Raw genomic sequence first — 16,902 nt, 5'->3', positions numbered from 1 at the left:
GCGTACGGCGGAAGGGCAGGACATGAGCGAGCTCATCGCGGTCACCGGGGCCACCGGGCGGATCGGGCGGCGCGTGGTGCGGGGCCTGGCCGAGGCGGGCGCGACGGTGCGGGCCCTGGGGCGCGACCCGGAGAAGCTGGCCGCCCTGGCCACCGGCGACACCCGGGCCGCGTCCTATGCCGACGCCGGGGCGATGCGGGCCGCGCTCGACGGCGCGGCCACCCTGTTCCTGGTCTCCGCCCACGAGGCACCCGGCCGGGTCCGCGTCCACGCCACCGCCGTGGACGCCGCCCTCGCCGCCGGGGTGCGGCGGATCGTCTACCTCTCGTACCTGAACGCGGCGCCCCACGCCACCTTCACCTACGCCCGCGACCACTGGCACACCGAGCAGCACATCCGCTCCACCGGCCTGGCCTTCACCTTCCTGCGCGACAGCACCTACCAGGCCGACCTGGCCGCGATGACCTCGCCCGAGGGCGTGCTGCGCGGACCGGCCGGGGACGGCCGGGTCGGCGCCGTCACCCACGACGACATCGCCGACTCCGCGTGCGCGGTGCTGCTCGGCACCGGAGGCGCGCACGACGGCGCCACCTACGACATGACCGGACCCGAGGCCCTGAGCTTCGCCGAGATCGCCGCCGCGCTCACCCGGGCGAGCGGGCGGCCGGTCGCGTACGTCCCCGAGACCAGGGAGGAGGCGTACGCCTCGCGGGCGGTGTACGAGGCACCCGACTGGGAGGTCGAGGGCTGGGTCACCTCGTACGAGGCGGTGGCGGCGGGGGAGATGGCCGATGTCTCGGACGACGTACGCACCCTGACCGGGCACCCGCCACAGTCCTTCGCGGACTTCCTCGCGACCCATCCGGAGTGCTACCGCCATCTGCTCCCGCACTGAACCGGCAGGCGGGTGCGCCCCCCGCGCATCCGACATCCGCGACGCAATTCTCTTGCGGGACTTGCGCTAGCCTTGCGTGCCATGACGCGACGACTTGCACAGGTTGCCAAGAAGGTGGGGGTCAGCGAGGCCACCGTCAGCCGGGTCCTCAACGGCAAGCCCGGGGTCTCCGAGGCGACGCGGCAGTCCGTCCTCACCGCCCTCGACGTGCTCGGCTACGAGCGGCCCACCCAGCTGCGCGGCGAACGGGCCCGGCTCGTCGGCCTGGTGCTTCCCGAGCTGCAGAACCCGATCTTCCCGGCGTTCGCGGAGGTCATCGGCGGCGCCCTGGCCCAGCAGGGGCTGACCCCGGTGCTGTGCACCCAGACCAAGGGCGGCGTCTCGGAGGCCGACTACGTGGACCTGCTGCTCCAGCAGCAGGTCTCCGGCGTCGTGTTCGCCGGCGGTCTGTTCGCCCAGGCGGACGCCCCGCACGAGCACTACCGGCGGCTCGCCGAGCGCAGGATCCCGGTGGTCCTGGTCAACGCCTCCATCGAAGGGCTCGACTTCCCCTGCGTGTCCTGCGACGACGCGGTGGCCGTCGAGCAGGCCTGGCGTCATCTCGCCTCGCTCGGGCACGAGCGGATCGGCCTCGTGCTCGGCCCGGCCGACCATGTGCCCTCCCGGCGCAAGCTCGAAGCGGCGTACGGCGCGTCGCGGGCGGCGGGCCGTGAGCTGGCCGAGGAGTTCGTGGAGCGCTCCATGTTCTCCCTGGAGGGCGGACAGGCCGCCGCAGGACGCCTGTGGGAGCGCGGGGTGACCGGGATCGTGTGCGCGAGCGACCCGCTCGCGCTCGGCGCCATCCGGGCCGCGCGCCGGCGCGGGCTCGGCGTCCCCGGCGACGTCTCCGTCGTCGGCTTCGACGACTCGGCCTTCATGAACTGCACCGAGCCGCCGCTCTCCACCGTCCGCCAGCCCATCGAGGCCATGGGCCGGGCCGCGGTCGAGCTGCTCTGCGCCCAGATCCAGGGCAGCCAGACCCACTCCGGCGAGCTGCTCTTCGAGCCGGAGCTGGTGGTGCGCGGCTCGACCGCCCCGCCGCCGCTCGGCTGATCCGCTCCGCCCGGCGCCCCGCTCCGACCTGGAGCGGGGCGCTTTTCTTGTCCCGGTCTTGTCCCGGGGCGTAGACGACTCGACAGTCCTCTGGAACTCTCTGAGCGTTCATTGCAAGGAATGAACAGCATTGTGTTTCCCGTAGACGAGATCGAGGAACTGATGAGAATACGCACACTATGGGCCCGGACCACGGGCGCGCTCGTCGCCACCTGCCTCCTGATGCTCGGGGGTTCGCCGACGCCCGCCGGGGCCGCCGGAGGCCCGAACCTCGCCCTCGGCGACCCGGCCGCCGCGAGCGGCTCCCACTCCGGTTACGGCGCCGCGAACATCACCGACGGCGACCAGGGCACGTACTGGGAGAGCGCCCCCGGCAGCTCCCTCCCGCAGTGGGTGCAGACCGACCTCGGCACCACCCAGCGCATCGACGAGGTGGTCCTGAAGCTCCCGGCCGGCTGGGAGAGCCGCAGCCAGACCCTCTCCGTGCAGGGCAGTGCCGACGGCACCGCCTTCACCACCCTCAAGAGCTCCGCCGCCCACACCTTCGGCCCCGGCACCGGGAACACCGTCACCATCGGCTTCCCCGCCGCCCTCACCCGCTTCGTACGGATCGACGTCACCGCCAACACCGGCTGGCAGGCCGCCCAGCTCTCCGAGCTGGAAGTGCACGCCGCCGAGGGCTCCTCCGGCAACCTCGCCGCCGGACGCACCCTCACGGCCAGCAGCCACACCCAGACGTACACCGCCCCCCGGCGCCAACGACGGCAACCGCGCCACCTACTGGGAGAGCGCGGGCGGCGCCTTCCCGCAGTGGCTGAACGCCGACCTCGGCTCCGCCGTCCGCGTCGACCGCGTGGTGCTCGCCCTGCCGGGCGGCTGGGAGTCCCGCAGCCAGACCCTGAAGATCCAGGGCAGCACCGACGGCGGCACCTTCACCGACCTCACTGCCGCACGGGCGTACGGCTTCGACCCGGCCACCGGCAACACGGCCACGATCACCTTCGACGCCGTCACCACCCGCCATGTGCGCGTCCTGGTCACCGCCAACAGCGTCCAGAACGCCGCCCAGATCTCCGAGCTGGAGATCTACGGCCCGGCCGGCGGTGACACCCGGGCTCCCACCGCCCCCACCGGCCTCGCCTACACCGAGCCCGCCGCCGGACAGATCCGGCTCACCTGGAACGCCGCGACCGACGACACCGCCGTGACCGGCTACGACGTCTACGCCAACGGCGCGCTGCTCACCACCGTGGCGGGCGACACCACCACGTACACGGACAACCGGCCCGCCGGGCAGACCGTGTCCTACACCGTCCGCGCCCGCGACGCCGCCGGCAACCAGTCCGGCGACAGCAACACCGTCACCCGGATCGGCGACGCCGGCGACACCCAGGCGCCCACCGCGCCCGCGAACCTCGCCCTGACCGAGCCCGCCTCCGGTCAGATCAAGCTGACCTGGACCGCCGCCACCGACGACACCGGCGTCACCGGCTACGAGGTCTACGCGAACAACACCCTGCGGGCCACCGTCGGCGGCAGCGTCACCACCTACACCGACACCCAGCCCACGACCGCCACTGTCACCTACACCGTCCGCGCCAAGGACGCCGCCGGGAACCGGTCCGCGCCCAGCAACGCCGTGACCCGCGACGGCACCGGCGGCACCGGCTCCGACCTCGCCGTCGGCAAGCCGATCGCCGCCAGCTCCACCGTGCACATCTACGCGGCGGAGAACGCGAACGACAACAACCCCGCCACCTACTGGGAGGGCGCGGGCGGCAGCTACCCGCAGACCCTCACCGTGAAGCTCGGCGCCAACGCCGACCTCTCCCGGCTCGTCCTCCGGCTCAACCCGGACGCCGCCTGGTCCGCCCGTACCCAGACCATCGAGGTCCTCGGCCGCGAGCAGAACGCCACCGGCCACACCAGCCTCGTCGCCGCCAGGAGCTACTCCTTCGACCCGGCGAACGGCGGCAACTCCGTCACCGTCCCGCTGACCGCCCGCGTCGCCGACGTGCAGCTGAAGTTCACCGCCAACTCCGGTGCTCCGGCTGGCCAGTTGGCCGAGTTCCAGGTGATCGGCACCCCCGCCCCCAACCCCGACCTGGAGGTCACCGGACTCACCGTCAGCCCCGCCGCGCCCGTCGAGTCCGACACCCTCACCGTGACCGCGACGGTGCGCAACAGCGGCCCGGTCGCCGCCCCGGCCAGCACGCTCGCCGTCCGCCTCGGCGGCACCAGGGTCGCCACCGCGCAGGTCGGCGCCCTCGCGGCCGGCGCCCAGACCACGGTCGCCGCCGCCATCGGGACCCGCGAGGCCGGCACGTACGCGCTCAGTGCCGTCGCCGACGAGCCCGGCGCCGTCATCGAGCAGAACGAGACCAACAACACCTACAGCAGCCCCACCGGCCTCGTGGTCAAGCCGGTCGCCGGCTCCGACCTGCTCCCCGCCGCCGTCACCACCACCCCGTCCAGCCCCGCCGCCGGCGACACCGTGACCTTCAGGGTCACCGTCCGGAACCAGGGCACCGACGCGAGCGCCTCCGGCAGCCAGGGTGTCACCCTCATCCTCACCGACGACCGCGGCACCGTGGTCAAGACCCTGACCGGCGCCCACTCCGGCACCCTCGCCCCCGGCGCCTCCGCCGACGTCACCCTCGGCCCGTGGACCGCCGTCAACGGCTCGTACACGGTGAAGACCGTGCTGGCCGACGACGCGAACGAACCCGCGGTCAAGCGCGCCAACAACACCGCCGTGCAAGGCCTGTTCGTCGGACGCGGCGCCCACATGCCGTACGACATGTACGAGGCCGAGGACGGCACCACGGGCGGCGGCGCCACCGTCGTCGGCCCCAACCGGACCGTCGGCGACATCGCGGGCGAGGCCTCCGGCCGCAAGGCCGTCAGCCTCGACGCGACCGGCGAGTACGTCGAGTTCACCACCCGCGCCGCGACCAACACCCTCGTCGCGCGCGTCTCCCTGCCCGACGCGCCGGGCGGCGGCGGGCTCGACTCCACGATCGACGTCTACGTGAACGGCACCCTCAAGAAGGCGCTGCCCGTCACCTCGAAGTACGCCTGGCTGTACGGGGCGGAGACCGCGCCCGGCAACTCCCCGGGCTCCGGGGCGCCGCGCCACATCTACGACGAGGCGCACCTGATGTTCGGCGAGACCATCCCCGCCGGCAGCAGGATCCGGCTCCAGAAGGACGCCGCCAACCCGCACCCGTACGCGATCGACTTCGTCAACCTGGAGCAGGTCGCCCCGGTCGCCAACCCCGACCCGGCCACGTACACCGTGCCCGCCGGATTCACCCACCAGGACGTGCAGAACGCGCTCGACAAGGTGCGCATGGACACCACGGGCACGCTCACGGGCGTCTACCTGCCGCCCGGCGACTACCAGACGTCGAGCAAGTTCCAGGTGTACGGCAAGGCCGTCCAGGTCGTGGGCGCAGGCCCCTGGTACACCGTCTTCCACGCCCCGGCCGGCCAGGAGAACACCGACGTCGGCTTCCGGGCCGAGGCGACGGCGAAGGGCTCGCTCTTCAAGGGCTTCGCCTACTTCGGCAACTACACCTCGCGCATCGACGGACCCGGAAAGGTCTTCGACTTCGCCAACGTCTCGGACATCGTCATCGACGACATCTGGAACGAGCACATGGTGTGCCTCTACTGGGGCGCCAACACCGACCGGATGACGATCAGGAACTCCCGGATCCGCGACCTGTTCGCCGACGGCGTCAACATGACCAACGGGTCCACGGACAACCTGGTGACCAACAACGACGCCCGGGCCACCGGCGACGACAGCTTCGCGCTGTTCTCGGCGATCGACGCGGGCGGCGCCGACGAGAAGAACAACGTCTACGAGAACCTGACCACCACCCTGACCTGGCGGGCCGCGGGCGTCGCCGTCTACGGCGGCTACGACAACACCTTCCGCAACATCCACATCGCGGACACCCTGGTCTACTCCGGGATCACCATCTCCTCGCTGGACTTCGGCTATCCCATGAACGGCTTCGGGACCGGGCCGACGACCTTCGAGAACATCTCGGTGGTCCGGGCCGGAGGCCACTTCTGGGGCAGTCAGACCTTCCCCGGGATCTGGCTGTTCTCCGCCTCGAAGGTCTTCCAGGGCATCCGGGTCAACCATGTCGACATCGTCGACCCGACGTACAGCGGAGTGATGTTCCAGACCAACTACGTCGGCGGACAGCCGCAGTTCCCCATCAAGGACACGGTCTTCACCGACGTCTCGGTCACGGGCGCCCGCAAGAGCGGCGACGCCTTCGACGCCAAGTCCGGGTTCGGAGTGTGGGCCAACGAGCAGCCCGAGGCGGGGCAGGGCCCGGCGGTCGGCGAAGTGACCTTCAACGGCCTCGATCTGAGCGGGAACGCCGTCGACATCCGCAACACCACCTCCACCTTCACCATCCACCGCAATGCGTAGCCGAGAGCCCGTCGGGCAAGGCCGGTGCACGCCGCTCGCGCGGCGGGCACCGGCCTTGCCCGCATGGGGAGTTGCGTGGCTCTGTCGAGCATTTACGAAATCAGCGCGATATCTTGCGTTCATCTGTCGGCGGTGGTTGAGTGTGCCGCACCCCGCACGCCACGCTCAGACAGCCCGAAGGGGACCCCCATGAGAGTTGCCCGGTTCCGCCGTACCCGCCGCTCCGGCGCGGCCGTCCTCGTCTCCGCCCTCGCCCTCACCGCGCTCGCCGCCTGCGGCACCAGCAGCAGCGACGACGGCGGCGACTCGGAAGGCAGCGGATCGACCGACCCGTCCGCCCCGCTGGACCCCAAGACGAAGGTGACCCTCACCATCGACTGCATGCCCCCGGCGGCGAAGGCGGCCGAGCTGAAGGAGTGGAAGGAGGACGTCGCCGCGTTCAACAAGATCTACCCGAACGTCACCATCGAGGGCCGCTCCACCCCCGGCCAGTGCCTGGAGCCCCCGCGCTTCACCGCCATGCTCAAGGCCAAGTCCCAGCCGGACGTCTTCTACACCTACTTCACCGACCTGCCGCAGGTCCTCGCCGAGGACGGCGCCGCCGACATCGGTGCCTACGTCAACGACAAGACCGTCCCGGCCCTCGCCGACATCGACACCGACGTCCTCGGCTCGCTCAAGCAGGACGGCAAGCTCTACGGCCTGCCCACCAGCAACTACACGATGGGCCTGCTGATCAACCGCAAGCTCTTCCAGCAGGCCGGCCTCGACCCCGACAACCCGCCGCGCACCTGGGACGAGGTCCGCGCCGCCGCCAAGAAGATCGCCGGCCTCGGGGGCGGCGTCGCCGGCTACGGCGAGTACAGCGCCGGGAACACCGGCGGCTGGCACTTCACCGCCGCGATGTACAGCCTCGGCGGCGACGTCGTCGACGCGAGCGGCAAGAAGGCCGCCTTCGACGACGAGCTCGGCAGGCAGGTCGCGAAGAACCTCCACGCCATGCGCTGGGAGGACGACAGCATGGGCAAGACCCAGCTGCTCAAGTGGGGCGACCTGCAGAAGCAGATCGCCACCGACAAGCTCGGCATGTTCCTCGCCGCACCCGACGACATCGCGTACATGGTCCAGCAACTCGGCGCGAAGTACGAGAACTTCGGCATGGGCCCGATCCCCGGCGGCAGGAGCACCCTGGCCGGCGGCAACAACTACATGATCAAGCAGGGCATCTCCGGCGACAAGATCAAGGCCGCCGTCGCCTGGCTGAACTTCAAGTACCTCACCGTCGGCCAGGGCCAGTTCGACTGGGCCCGCTGGAAGGCCGACGGCCTCCCGGTCGGCGTGCCGCAGCCCAACTTCTGGCGCGGTGAGTCCAAGACGAAGGACGACGCCTCCCGTACCCAGAACGCCACCATGCCGGTCGCCAACTTCAAGACCTTCATGGACAACCCGGTCTCCGCCAAGGCCGAGCCGCCGAAGGCCCAGGAGATCTACAAGGTCCTCGACAACGTGATGTCCGGGATCCTCACCAACAAGGACGCCGACATCGACAAGCTCCTCTCCACCGCCGCGACCCAGGTCGACCAGGTCCTCGCGCACGGGTGACCCGCCCGGGCGGTCCGGCAGCGGCCGGACCGCCCGCCCGCCCCCGTATGACGCCCCGCCCGACCCGTACCCAGGAACAAGGAGCGCCGATGTCGGTCACCGGCCTGACCCCGCGCACCACGGGATCCCCCCGACCCGCCCCGTCGCCCCGCACCGAGGCCGCGCCCGCCGGCCGGTTCGCCCGGAGCCTGCGGCGCAACCTCACCGCCCACGGCTTCCTCATCGGCGCCGTCGTCTGCTTCGCGCTCTTCTCCTGGTACCCGATGGTCCGCGAGGTCCTGCTCGCCTTCCAGAAGACCGAGCACGGCCGCAGCACCTGGAACGGCCTCGACAACCTCTCCACCGTCGCCGCCGACCCCGCCTTCTGGCAGGCCTGGCGCAACACCCTCCTCTTCACCCTCCTCGCCCTGGTCCTCGGCTTCGCCGTCCCCTTCGTCACCGCCCTCGTCATCAACGAGTTCCGGCACGGCCAGGGCTACCTCCGGCTCCTCGTCTACCTGCCCGTGATGCTCCCGCCGGTCGCCTCCGTCCTGCTCTTCAAATACCTCTACGACCCCGGCTACGGACTCCTCAACGAACTCTTCCGCCTGCTCCACCTGCCCGAACAGCAGTGGCTCCAGGACCCCGCCCTCTCCATGCTCTCCGTCGTCATCGCCGCCACGTGGATGAACATGGGCGGCGCCACCCTCGTCTACCTCGCCGCCCTCCAGGGCATCCCCGGCGAGCTGTACGAGGCCGCCGAGCTCGACGGCGCCGGACTGCTCCGCAAGATCTGGCATGTGACGATCCCGCAGACCCGGCTCGTACTCTCCCTGATGCTGCTCATGCAGGTCATCGCCACCATGCAGGTCTTCGTCGAACCCTTCCTGCTCACCGGCGGCGCCGGCCCCGAGGGCTCCACCACGACCGTCGTCTACCTGATCTACCAGTACGCCTTCAACTTCAACGACTACGGCGCGGCGGCCGCCCTCGGCCTGCTCCTGCTCGTACTCCTCGCCGGGTTCTCGGCGGCGTACGTCAAGCTCAGCGCCCGCACCGAGGCCGACTAGCCACCGGGGGAGACCGGCATGTCCACACGCACCCTGATCGCACCGGCCAGGATCGCCCGGCCCCGCGGCAAGGCCCTCTACCGCACCGCCCTCGCCCTCGTCCTCGCCGGCTTCACCCTCGTCTTCCTCGGCCCCCTCTACTGGATGGCGTCCAGCGGCCTCAAGGACACCCAGGAAGCCGTCGCCACCCCGCCCACCCTCGTCCCCGGCAGCTTCGCGCCGGAGAACTACAGCCGCGCCTGGGAGGTCATGGACCTCTCCTCGCTGCTCCTCAACACCCTCTACTACGCGTTCGGCGCGCTGCTCTTCCAGCTCGTCCTGGACGTCGCCGCGGCCTACTCGCTCTCCCGGCTCCGGCCCGTCCTCGGCAAGGCCATCCTCGGCATGATGCTGGCCACCCTGATGATCCCGGCCACCGTCCTCGTCGTCCCGCAGTACCTCACCGTGCTCGACGTGCCGATCGTCGAACGCAACCTGCTCAACACACCCTGGGCGATCTGGCTGCCGTCCGTCACCAACGCCTTCAACATCTTCCTGCTGAAGCGCTTCTTCGACTCGATTCCGAAGGAACTCCTGGACGCCGCGTCCATGGACGGCGCCAGCCCGGTGCGGATCCTGTGGTCGATCGTGCTGCCGATCTCCCGGCCGATCCTCGGCGTCGTGTCGATCTTCGCCGTCGTCGGGGTCTGGAAGGACTTCCTCTGGCCGATGCTCACCCTGCCCGACCCGGCGAAGCAGACCCTCAACGTCGGCATCTACTCGCTGTCCAACGGGGTCCCGGTCAACGTCCTGATCGCCGCGCTCACCATCGCGTCCGTGCCGACGCTGATCCTCTTCCTGATCTTCCAGCGCAACATCATGAGCGGCCTGACCGCGGGCGGCCTCAAGGGCTGACCCCGCCCGCTTCCGGCAGCCGCCCCGCCTCCGATGGCCGCTCCACCACCCGAAGCCTCGCCGCCGGCTCCGTCCGACGCCCCGCAGCATCCGGACCGGCGGCGAGATCCGCCCTGCCCGAAAGGACCGCCCCGTGGCAGCCCCGTACCCGCCCCGCACCGACGACTGGTGGCGCGACGCCGTCATCTACCAGGTGTACCCCCGCAGCTTCGCCGACGGCGACGGCGACGGCACCGGCGACCTCGCGGGCGTCCGGGCGAGACTGCCCTACCTCGCCGAACTCGGCGTCGACGCCGTCTGGTTCACCCCCTGGTACGTCTCACCCCTGGTCGACGGCGGCTACGACGTCGCCGACTACCGCACCGTCGACCCCGCCTTCGGCACCCTCGACGAGGCCGAGAAACTCATCACCGAGGCCGCCGCCCTCGGCCTGGGCGTCATCGTCGACATCGTCCCCAACCACGTCTCCGACCAGCACGCCTGGTTCCGGGCCGCCCTCGCCGCCGGACCCGGCAGCCCCGAACGCGCCCTCTTCCACTTCCGGCCCGGACGCGGCGCCCACGGCGAACTCCCGCCCAACAACTGGCCCTCCCAGTTCGCCGGACCCACCTGGACCAGGGTCCCCGACGGCGAGTGGTACCTCCACCTTTTCACCCCCGAACAGCCCGACCTCAACTGGGCCCACCCCGCCGTCCGCCGCGAACACGAGGACGTGCTGCGCTTCTGGTTCGACCGGGGCGTCGCCGGCGTCCGCATCGACTCCGCCGCCCTGCTCGCCAAGGACCCCGCGCTCGCCGACTTCGAGGAGGGCGTCGACCCCCACCCGTACATCGACCAGGACGAACTCCACGACATCTACCGCTCCTGGCGGGCGCTCGCCGACACCTACGGCGCCGTCTTCGTCGGAGAGGTCTGGCTCCCCGACGCCGAACGCTTCGCCCGCTACCTGCGCCCCGACGAACTCCACACCGCCTTCAACTTCTCCTTCCTCGCCTGCCCCTGGGAACCCGAGCGGCTGCGCGCCACCATCGACGCCACCCTCGCCGAACACGCCCCCGTCGGCGCCCCCGCCACCTGGGTGCTGTGCAACCACGACGTCACCCGCACCGTCACCCGCTACGGCCGCGCCGACACCGCCTTCGACTTCGCCACCAAGACCTACGGCACCCCCACCGACCTCGCCCTCGGCACCCGCCGTGCCCGCGCCGCCGCCCTGCTCACCCTCGCCCTGCCCGGCTCCGTGTACGTGTACCAGGGCGAGGAACTCGGCCTGCCCGAGGCCGACATCCCGGCCGACCGCGTCCAGGACCCCATGCACTTCCGCTCCGGCGGCACCGACCCCGGCCGCGACGGCTGCCGCGTCCCGCTGCCCTGGACCGCCGACGCCCCCTGGGCCGGCTTCGGCTCCACCACCGAACCCTGGCTGCCGCAGCCCGCCGACTGGCCCCGCTACGCCGTCGACCGCCAGTCCGCGGACCCCGGCTCCCTCCTCACCCTCTACCGCACCGCCCTGCACCTGCGCCGCACCGAGCCCGGCTTCGGCGACGGCCCCCTGGACTGGCTGCCGGCCGCCCCCGGCGTACTCGCCTTCCGGCGCCCGTACGGCCTGCTCCATCTGACCAATCTGTCGGCCGAGCCGGTCCCGCTGCCCCCGCACGCGCTCCTGCTCCTGACCAGCGGCCCGCTCACCCCGGACGGGGCACTCCCGCCGGACACCTCGGTCTGGCTCAGGGAGGACTGAGAACGGGGTCTCCCGGGGCCGCGATCAGGTCAGCTGACGTCGGACCAGTTCGTGGAACAGACCCGCCGGGTCCGCGAGCAGCTCGGCGGGCGGGCCGTCCTGGACCACACGGCCGTCCGCCATCGCGATCACCCGGTCCGCGCCCATCACCGTGGAGAGGCGGTGGGCGATCACCACCCGCGTGGCGCGCAGGGCGCGGGTGGACTCGATGACGACGTGCTGGGCCTCGTTGTCGAGGGCGCTGGTGGCCTCGTCGAGGAAGAGGATGCGGGGCTTGCGGATGAGGGCCTGGGCGATCATCAGCCGCTGGCGCTGGCCGCCCGAGATGGTCCCGCCGCCGTCGGAGAGCATCGTGTGCAGGCCCATCGGCATGGCCTGGACGTCCTCGGCGAGCCCGGCCAGGGTGACGGCCTCTGAGACCTCCTCCAGGGTGTACGCCTCCGCGCCGCGCACGCAGTCCAGGATCGAGCCGGTCAGCGGGCGGGCGTGCTGGAGGACCACGCCGCACTGGCGTCGCACGGCCGCCCGGTCGAGCGCCGCCAGGTCCTGGCCGTCGTACAGGACGCTGCCCCCGGTGGGCCGGTCCAAGCCGATGAGGAGACGGAGCAGGGTCGACTTGCCGCTGCCGCTCGCGCCGACGACCGCCACGAACTCCCCGGGCCGTACGCACAGATCGACGCCGTCCAGGACCAGCGGGCCGTCCTCGGTGTACCGGTACGACAGCCCGCGGGCCTCGATCGCCCCGCTCAGCACACCCGGGCGGACCGTGCCGGCCCGCACCTCGGGCTCCGCCGCCAGGATCGGCTCGACCTGCTCGTACACGGGCACCACGGCCGCCACGGAGAGCACCGCACCTGTCAGCTGGGTCACCGAGGACAGCAGCAGCGTGAGCGCGGTGGAGAAGGTGAGGAAGCCGGCGGCCGACATCGCGCCCCGGGCGGGGCCCGCGAGCAGCATGAACATCACCAGGGTGCACAGCGGCAGGCACACCGCGCCGAGCACCGTGACCGTGTTCTGGATGCGGCCCACCCGCTGCTGGAGCACCCGGGTACGGGCGAACTCCCGCGCCCACGCCGCGTACGCGAAGCTCTCCGCCGCCGCGACCCGCAGCTTGGGCAGCCCGCGCAGGGTCTGGAAGGCCTGGTTGTCGAGCCGGTTGCCGAGCTCGACGAGCCGTCGCTGGTGGCGCAGCTGCCACAGACCGAGGCCGAGCAGCACCGCCCCCACGACAAGCAGCATCGCCAGCGCGAGCAGCCCGAGCGGCACACTGTGCACGAGCAGCAGGACGAGGTTCACGGCCGCGACCGCGGTCGACTGGAGACACACCGGCGCGATCCCCGACAGCGTCCGCCGGATCACACCGATGCCGAGCGCCGCGTTGGCGAGCTCGCCGGTGGACCGGCCGCCGAAGAAGGGCGCCGGAAGCCGCAGCAGCCGGTCCCACACGGCCGGTTGCAGGGTGGCCTCGATCCGGCCCTCCATCCGCAGCAGCGCCACGTTCTGCAGCAGCATGAACGCCGCCTGGAGCACCGCCGCCGCGCCGAGCGCCACGGCGGTCTGCACGATCAGACCGCTCTCGCCCGCCGGTACGTACGCGCCGAGGACGCGGCCGGTCGCCAGCGGCACCGTGGCCCCGAGGACGACCGAGACCAGCCCGCCCAGGAACAGGGCGCGCAGCTCGCGCCGGGTGCCGCCGGCGCTGAAGCGCAGCAGCCGCGGCAGGCTCGGCCGGCCCTCCGGCAGCGGCCGGTAGAACATCACCGCCGCCGGCTCGAAGTCCCGCGCGCTGTCCGCGTCGATCCGCTCCGGGCGCCCGCCCGCCGGGTCCACCGCCACATAGCCGCCGCGCCGCCAGAGCAGTGCGACCGGCTCGCCGTCCGCCTCCCACCGCCCCACCAGCGGCCCGCAGTCCTCCCGCCACCAGCGGCCGCGCAGCCCGACCTCCCGGGTGCGGATCCGCGCGGCGAGCGCGATCCGCTCGACCGGGTCGAGCCGCTCGCCGTCCGCGCCCGCGCCCGCCTCGACCGTGGCCACCGACTCCGCGAGCACCACCCCGGCGTCGGCCGCGACGAGCCGGCACACCGCGAGCGTCGCGTCGACCCCGTTCGAGCCGCCGGTGGCCCCGCGCCGGCCGCCGCCCCGCCCGCCGGACCGGCCGAGTGCGGCGAGCAGCGTACGGTCCGCCTCGCTGCCGGCCGCCCGGCCCGCCGCGAGACCGGCGGCCGTACGGTCCTCCTGCGCGCGCTCGCGCTCCTCGATCCAGTCGTCCAGGGCGTGGCGCAGCCGGTACTGCTGCTCCACCATGCCGTGCCACAGGGCCGCGTCGACGAGCAGACCGCCGGCCGCGCCCGCCTCGTACACGGCGCCGTACGCCACGCTGCCCGGCGCGACGTGCATCCACATGACCTCGTCGTCGCCGGCCGCCCGCCCGCCGCCGGGCCGGGCGCCGAGCGGCGCCTCGTACAGGACCCGCAGACCCCGGCCGACGCCGAGCGCGAAGGCGTCCTCCAGGGGGCTCGCGACCGGGGACGCCGGGGTTCCGTACGCCTCCCAGCCGCCCGCGTAGCCGTACCCGTCGCCGTGACCCTCGTACCCCTGCCCCTGGTACCCCTGCCCGTACGTCTCCGGCTCCGGGCGGTGCAGCTCGCTCAGCTCGATCCGGCGCAGCAGGCACTCGCGCGACGGGCGGCCGACCAGGGTGTGCCGGGGGCCCTCGGCAGGGCCCAGGGCAGGCCCCTGCAGCAGCGCGCCCGCGTCCACCCGGCCGAGGAAGTGCCAGGACCCGGTCTGCCCGGTGTCCACCGCGAACAGGTCGAGGCCGCCGTGCACGACCAGCCACAGCACCGAGGGCCCCTCCAGGGACAGGCCGCGCAGGCCCGAGCAGTCCAGCGGCGCGCCGAGGCCGCCCAGCGCGGAGAGCACCGGGTCGGCGGCGCCGGCCGCGGGTGCGGAGGACAGGGACGTGAAGGGGGTGGTCATGTCAGTGCTCCTCGACCAGCCGGGCGTACGGGCCGCCCGCCGCCACCAGTTCGGTGTGCCGTCCGCGTTCCACGACCGTGCCCCGGTCGAGCACGAGGATCTCGTCGCTGTCGCGCACGGTGCTCAGCCGGTGGGCGATCACCACGCACGCGCAGCCGCGGCGCCGCAGATGGTCGATGACCTCCCGCTCGGTGACCGCGTCCAGCGCGCTGGTCACCTCGTCGAGGACGAGGACGCTGGGGTCGCGCACCAGGGCCCGGGCGAGTTCGAGCCGCTGGCGCTGCCCGCCGGAGAAGTTCCGGCCGTCCTGCTCGACCCGGCTGTGGATGCCGCCGGGGCGGCGCGAGACCACGTCGAGGACCGCGGCGTCCGCGAGCGCGGCGACGACCGCCTCGTCCGGCACCGACGGGTCCCACAGCGCCACGTTGTCGCGGACGGTGCCCTCGAAGAGGAAGACGTCCTGGTCGACGAAGGCGACCGAGGCGGCGAGCGCGCCGCGCGGGATGTCCGCGAGCCGCATCCCGTCGATCCGGACCGCGCCCTCCCACGGGGCGTACAGGCCGGCGATCAGGCGCGACACGGTGGACTTGCCGCTGCCCGAGCCGCCGACGAGCGCGACCTGTCGGCCCGGACCGACCGCGAGCGAGAAGTCCGCGAGCAGCGGTGCGTCCAGCGGGTTGTAGCCGAACGTGACGCCGTCGAGCTCGACATGGCCGGTGAGCCGGCGCGCGCCGGTCGCCGGCTCACGCCGGCGATGCACGGGGTCGACGGGGAAGTTCTCCACGTCCTTGAGCCGGGCCACGTCGGCGGTGAGGTCCTGGATCCGGCCCGCGACCCCGCCGAGCCGTGCGACGGGCGCGGTGAACCCGGTCACCAGCGACTGGAAGGCGACGAGCAGACCTACCGTCAGATGCCCTTCCACCGCCCGCAGTCCGCCCACGAGCAGGATCAGCGCGCTGTTCAGGGCGGCCAGGGTCGGGGCCACGATCGCCAGCCACGCGCCCGGCACGCCGAGCCGCTGCTGGACGTCGAGGGTGACCGCGTGCTGCCCCGACCAGCGCCGGAAGAAGCCGTCCTCGCCGCCGGTGGCCTTGATCGTCTCGATCGACTGGAGCCCGCCGTACGAGGTGTTGGTCAGCCGCGCGCTCTCGGCGCGCAGCTTGTGCGCGCCGGTGGCCCGCACCCGTACCGTGATCCGCAGCGCCACCACGTTGAGCAGCGCCACGCCGACACCGACCACGGTCAGCTGCGGGTCGTAGCTCCACAGCAGCACCGCGTAGAGCAGCACCACGATCGCGTCCACGCCCGCCGCCGACAGGTCGCGGGCGAGGGTCTCGGCGACCTGGTCGTTGGAGCGCAGGCGCTGCACCAGGTCGGCCGGGCTGCGCTGGGAGTAGAAGGCCACCGGCAGGCGCAGCAGATGCCGCAGGAACCGGGCCCCGCCCAGGGTCGAGGAGACCACCCGCCCGCGCAGCAGATTGCCCTGCTGGAGCGCGGTCAGCACGGCGGTGAGGACCAGCGCGCACCCCATCGCCGCGAACAGCACGCCGAGCGGCGAGGACTGTCCGCCGATCAGGAAGGTGTCGATGTACGTACGGCTGAGCGCCGGCACCCACGCGCCGACGGCCACGAGCAGCACGCTCGCCAGGATCGCCGCGCCCATCGTGCCCGAGGTGCCGCGCAGCCGGCCCGACACCCCGCCGAGCACGCCCGGGCGCTGCCCGCCGCGCCGGAACCCGGGGCCCGGCTCCATCACCAGGACGATCCCGGTGAAGGCGCCGTCGAACTCCTCCATCGGCACGAACCGGCGCCCCTTCGCCGGGTCGTTGACATACACGCCCGGGCGGCCGAGGCGCCGGCCCATGCCCTCGTACACGACGTAGTGGTTGAACTCCCAGAACAGCACGGCGGGACCCCGCACCTCGGCGAGCGCCGCCAGGTCCATCTGCATGCCCTTGGCCGTGAGCCCGTGACTCCGCGCCGCCTTCAGGAGGTTGCTGGCGCGCGAGCCGTCGCGGGACACACCGCACGCGATGCGCAGCTCCTCCAGGGGCACGAACCGCCCGTGGTGCCCGAGGACCGTGGCGAGCGCCGCCGCGCCGCACTCCACCGCCTCCATCTGGAGGACGGTGGGGGTACGGACCGGGCGCGGGCGGCGGCCCTTCGGCAGCGACAGGGGGCGGGCCGAGCGGCG

At 72.6% G+C, this 16,902-nt stretch carries 8 protein-coding genes and 1 pseudogene; 7 read left to right on the top strand and 2 right to left on the bottom strand.

The window, feature by feature from the left end:
• Positions 1–22: 22 nt before the first annotated feature.
• The 7 genes and pseudogenes from AB0C73_RS14985 (at position 23) to AB0C73_RS14955 (ending at position 11,729) form a co-directional block, all read left to right on the top strand.
• Positions 23–895, top strand: a complete 873-nt coding sequence (locus AB0C73_RS14985) for an SDR family oxidoreductase (protein WP_362529236.1) — start codon at positions 23–25, stop codon at positions 893–895.
• An 81-nt stretch (positions 896–976) separates the two neighbouring features.
• Positions 977–1,987, top strand: a complete 1,011-nt coding sequence (locus AB0C73_RS14980) for a LacI family DNA-binding transcriptional regulator (protein ID WP_362529234.1) — start codon at positions 977–979, stop codon at positions 1,985–1,987.
• Between the two features lie 222 nt (positions 1,988–2,209).
• Positions 2,210–6,443 (top strand): annotated as a pseudogene (locus AB0C73_RS14975) (discoidin domain-containing protein).
• A gap of 189 nt (positions 6,444–6,632) precedes the next feature.
• Positions 6,633–8,045 (top strand): extracellular solute-binding protein, encoded by a 1,413-nt coding sequence (locus tag AB0C73_RS14970; RefSeq protein WP_362529231.1) that lies wholly within the window; start codon positions 6,633–6,635, stop codon positions 8,043–8,045.
• An 89-nt stretch (positions 8,046–8,134) separates the two neighbouring features.
• On the top strand, positions 8,135–9,094 hold the full coding sequence (locus AB0C73_RS14965) for a sugar ABC transporter permease (protein ID WP_362529228.1): 960 nt from the start codon (positions 8,135–8,137) through the stop codon (positions 9,092–9,094).
• Between the two features lie 18 nt (positions 9,095–9,112).
• Positions 9,113–9,988: a carbohydrate ABC transporter permease gene (locus AB0C73_RS14960; RefSeq protein WP_362529225.1), complete on the top strand. Its 876-nt coding sequence runs from the start codon at positions 9,113–9,115 to the stop codon at positions 9,986–9,988.
• A 133-nt stretch (positions 9,989–10,121) separates the two neighbouring features.
• Positions 10,122–11,729, top strand: a complete 1,608-nt coding sequence (locus AB0C73_RS14955) for a glycoside hydrolase family 13 protein (RefSeq protein WP_362529222.1) — start codon at positions 10,122–10,124, stop codon at positions 11,727–11,729.
• Positions 11,730–11,753: 24 nt separating this feature from the next.
• Here AB0C73_RS14955 and AB0C73_RS14950 read toward each other — a convergent pair whose 3' ends face one another.
• A complete protein-coding gene (locus AB0C73_RS14950; RefSeq protein ID WP_362529219.1) occupies positions 11,754–14,708 on the bottom strand; it encodes an NHLP bacteriocin export ABC transporter permease/ATPase subunit in 2,955 nt (984 codons plus the stop codon).
• Between the two features lies 1 nt (position 14,709).
• Positions 14,710–16,878 (bottom strand): NHLP family bacteriocin export ABC transporter peptidase/permease/ATPase subunit, encoded by a 2,169-nt coding sequence (locus AB0C73_RS14945; RefSeq protein ID WP_362529379.1) that lies wholly within the window; start codon positions 16,876–16,878, stop codon positions 14,710–14,712.
• Positions 16,879–16,902: the final 24 nt, after the last annotated feature.

It is taken from the genome of Streptomyces sp. NPDC048623, assembly GCF_040650755.1.
In the GTDB taxonomy this organism is placed as follows: Bacteria; Actinomycetota; Actinomycetes; order Streptomycetales; family Streptomycetaceae; genus Streptomyces.
This window is presented reverse-complemented; position numbering and strand designations above follow the sequence as displayed.

Excerpts from the sequence above, each read along its gene's own strand:
- AB0C73_RS14985 (WP_362529236.1), top strand. The coding sequence starts at position 23 with ATGAGCGAGCTCATCGCGGTCACCGGGGCCACCGGGCGGATCGGGCGG.
- AB0C73_RS14980 (WP_362529234.1), top strand. The coding sequence starts at position 977 with ATGACGCGACGACTTGCACAGGTTGCCAAGAAGGTGGGGGTCAGCGAG.
- AB0C73_RS14970 (WP_362529231.1), top strand. The coding sequence starts at position 6,633 with ATGAGAGTTGCCCGGTTCCGCCGTACCCGCCGCTCCGGCGCGGCCGTC.
- AB0C73_RS14965 (WP_362529228.1), top strand. The coding sequence starts at position 8,135 with ATGTCGGTCACCGGCCTGACCCCGCGCACCACGGGATCCCCCCGACCC.
- AB0C73_RS14960 (WP_362529225.1), top strand. The coding sequence starts at position 9,113 with ATGTCCACACGCACCCTGATCGCACCGGCCAGGATCGCCCGGCCCCGC.
- AB0C73_RS14950 (WP_362529219.1), bottom strand. The coding sequence starts at position 14,708 with ATGACCACCCCCTTCACGTCCCTGTCCTCCGCACCCGCGGCCGGCGCC.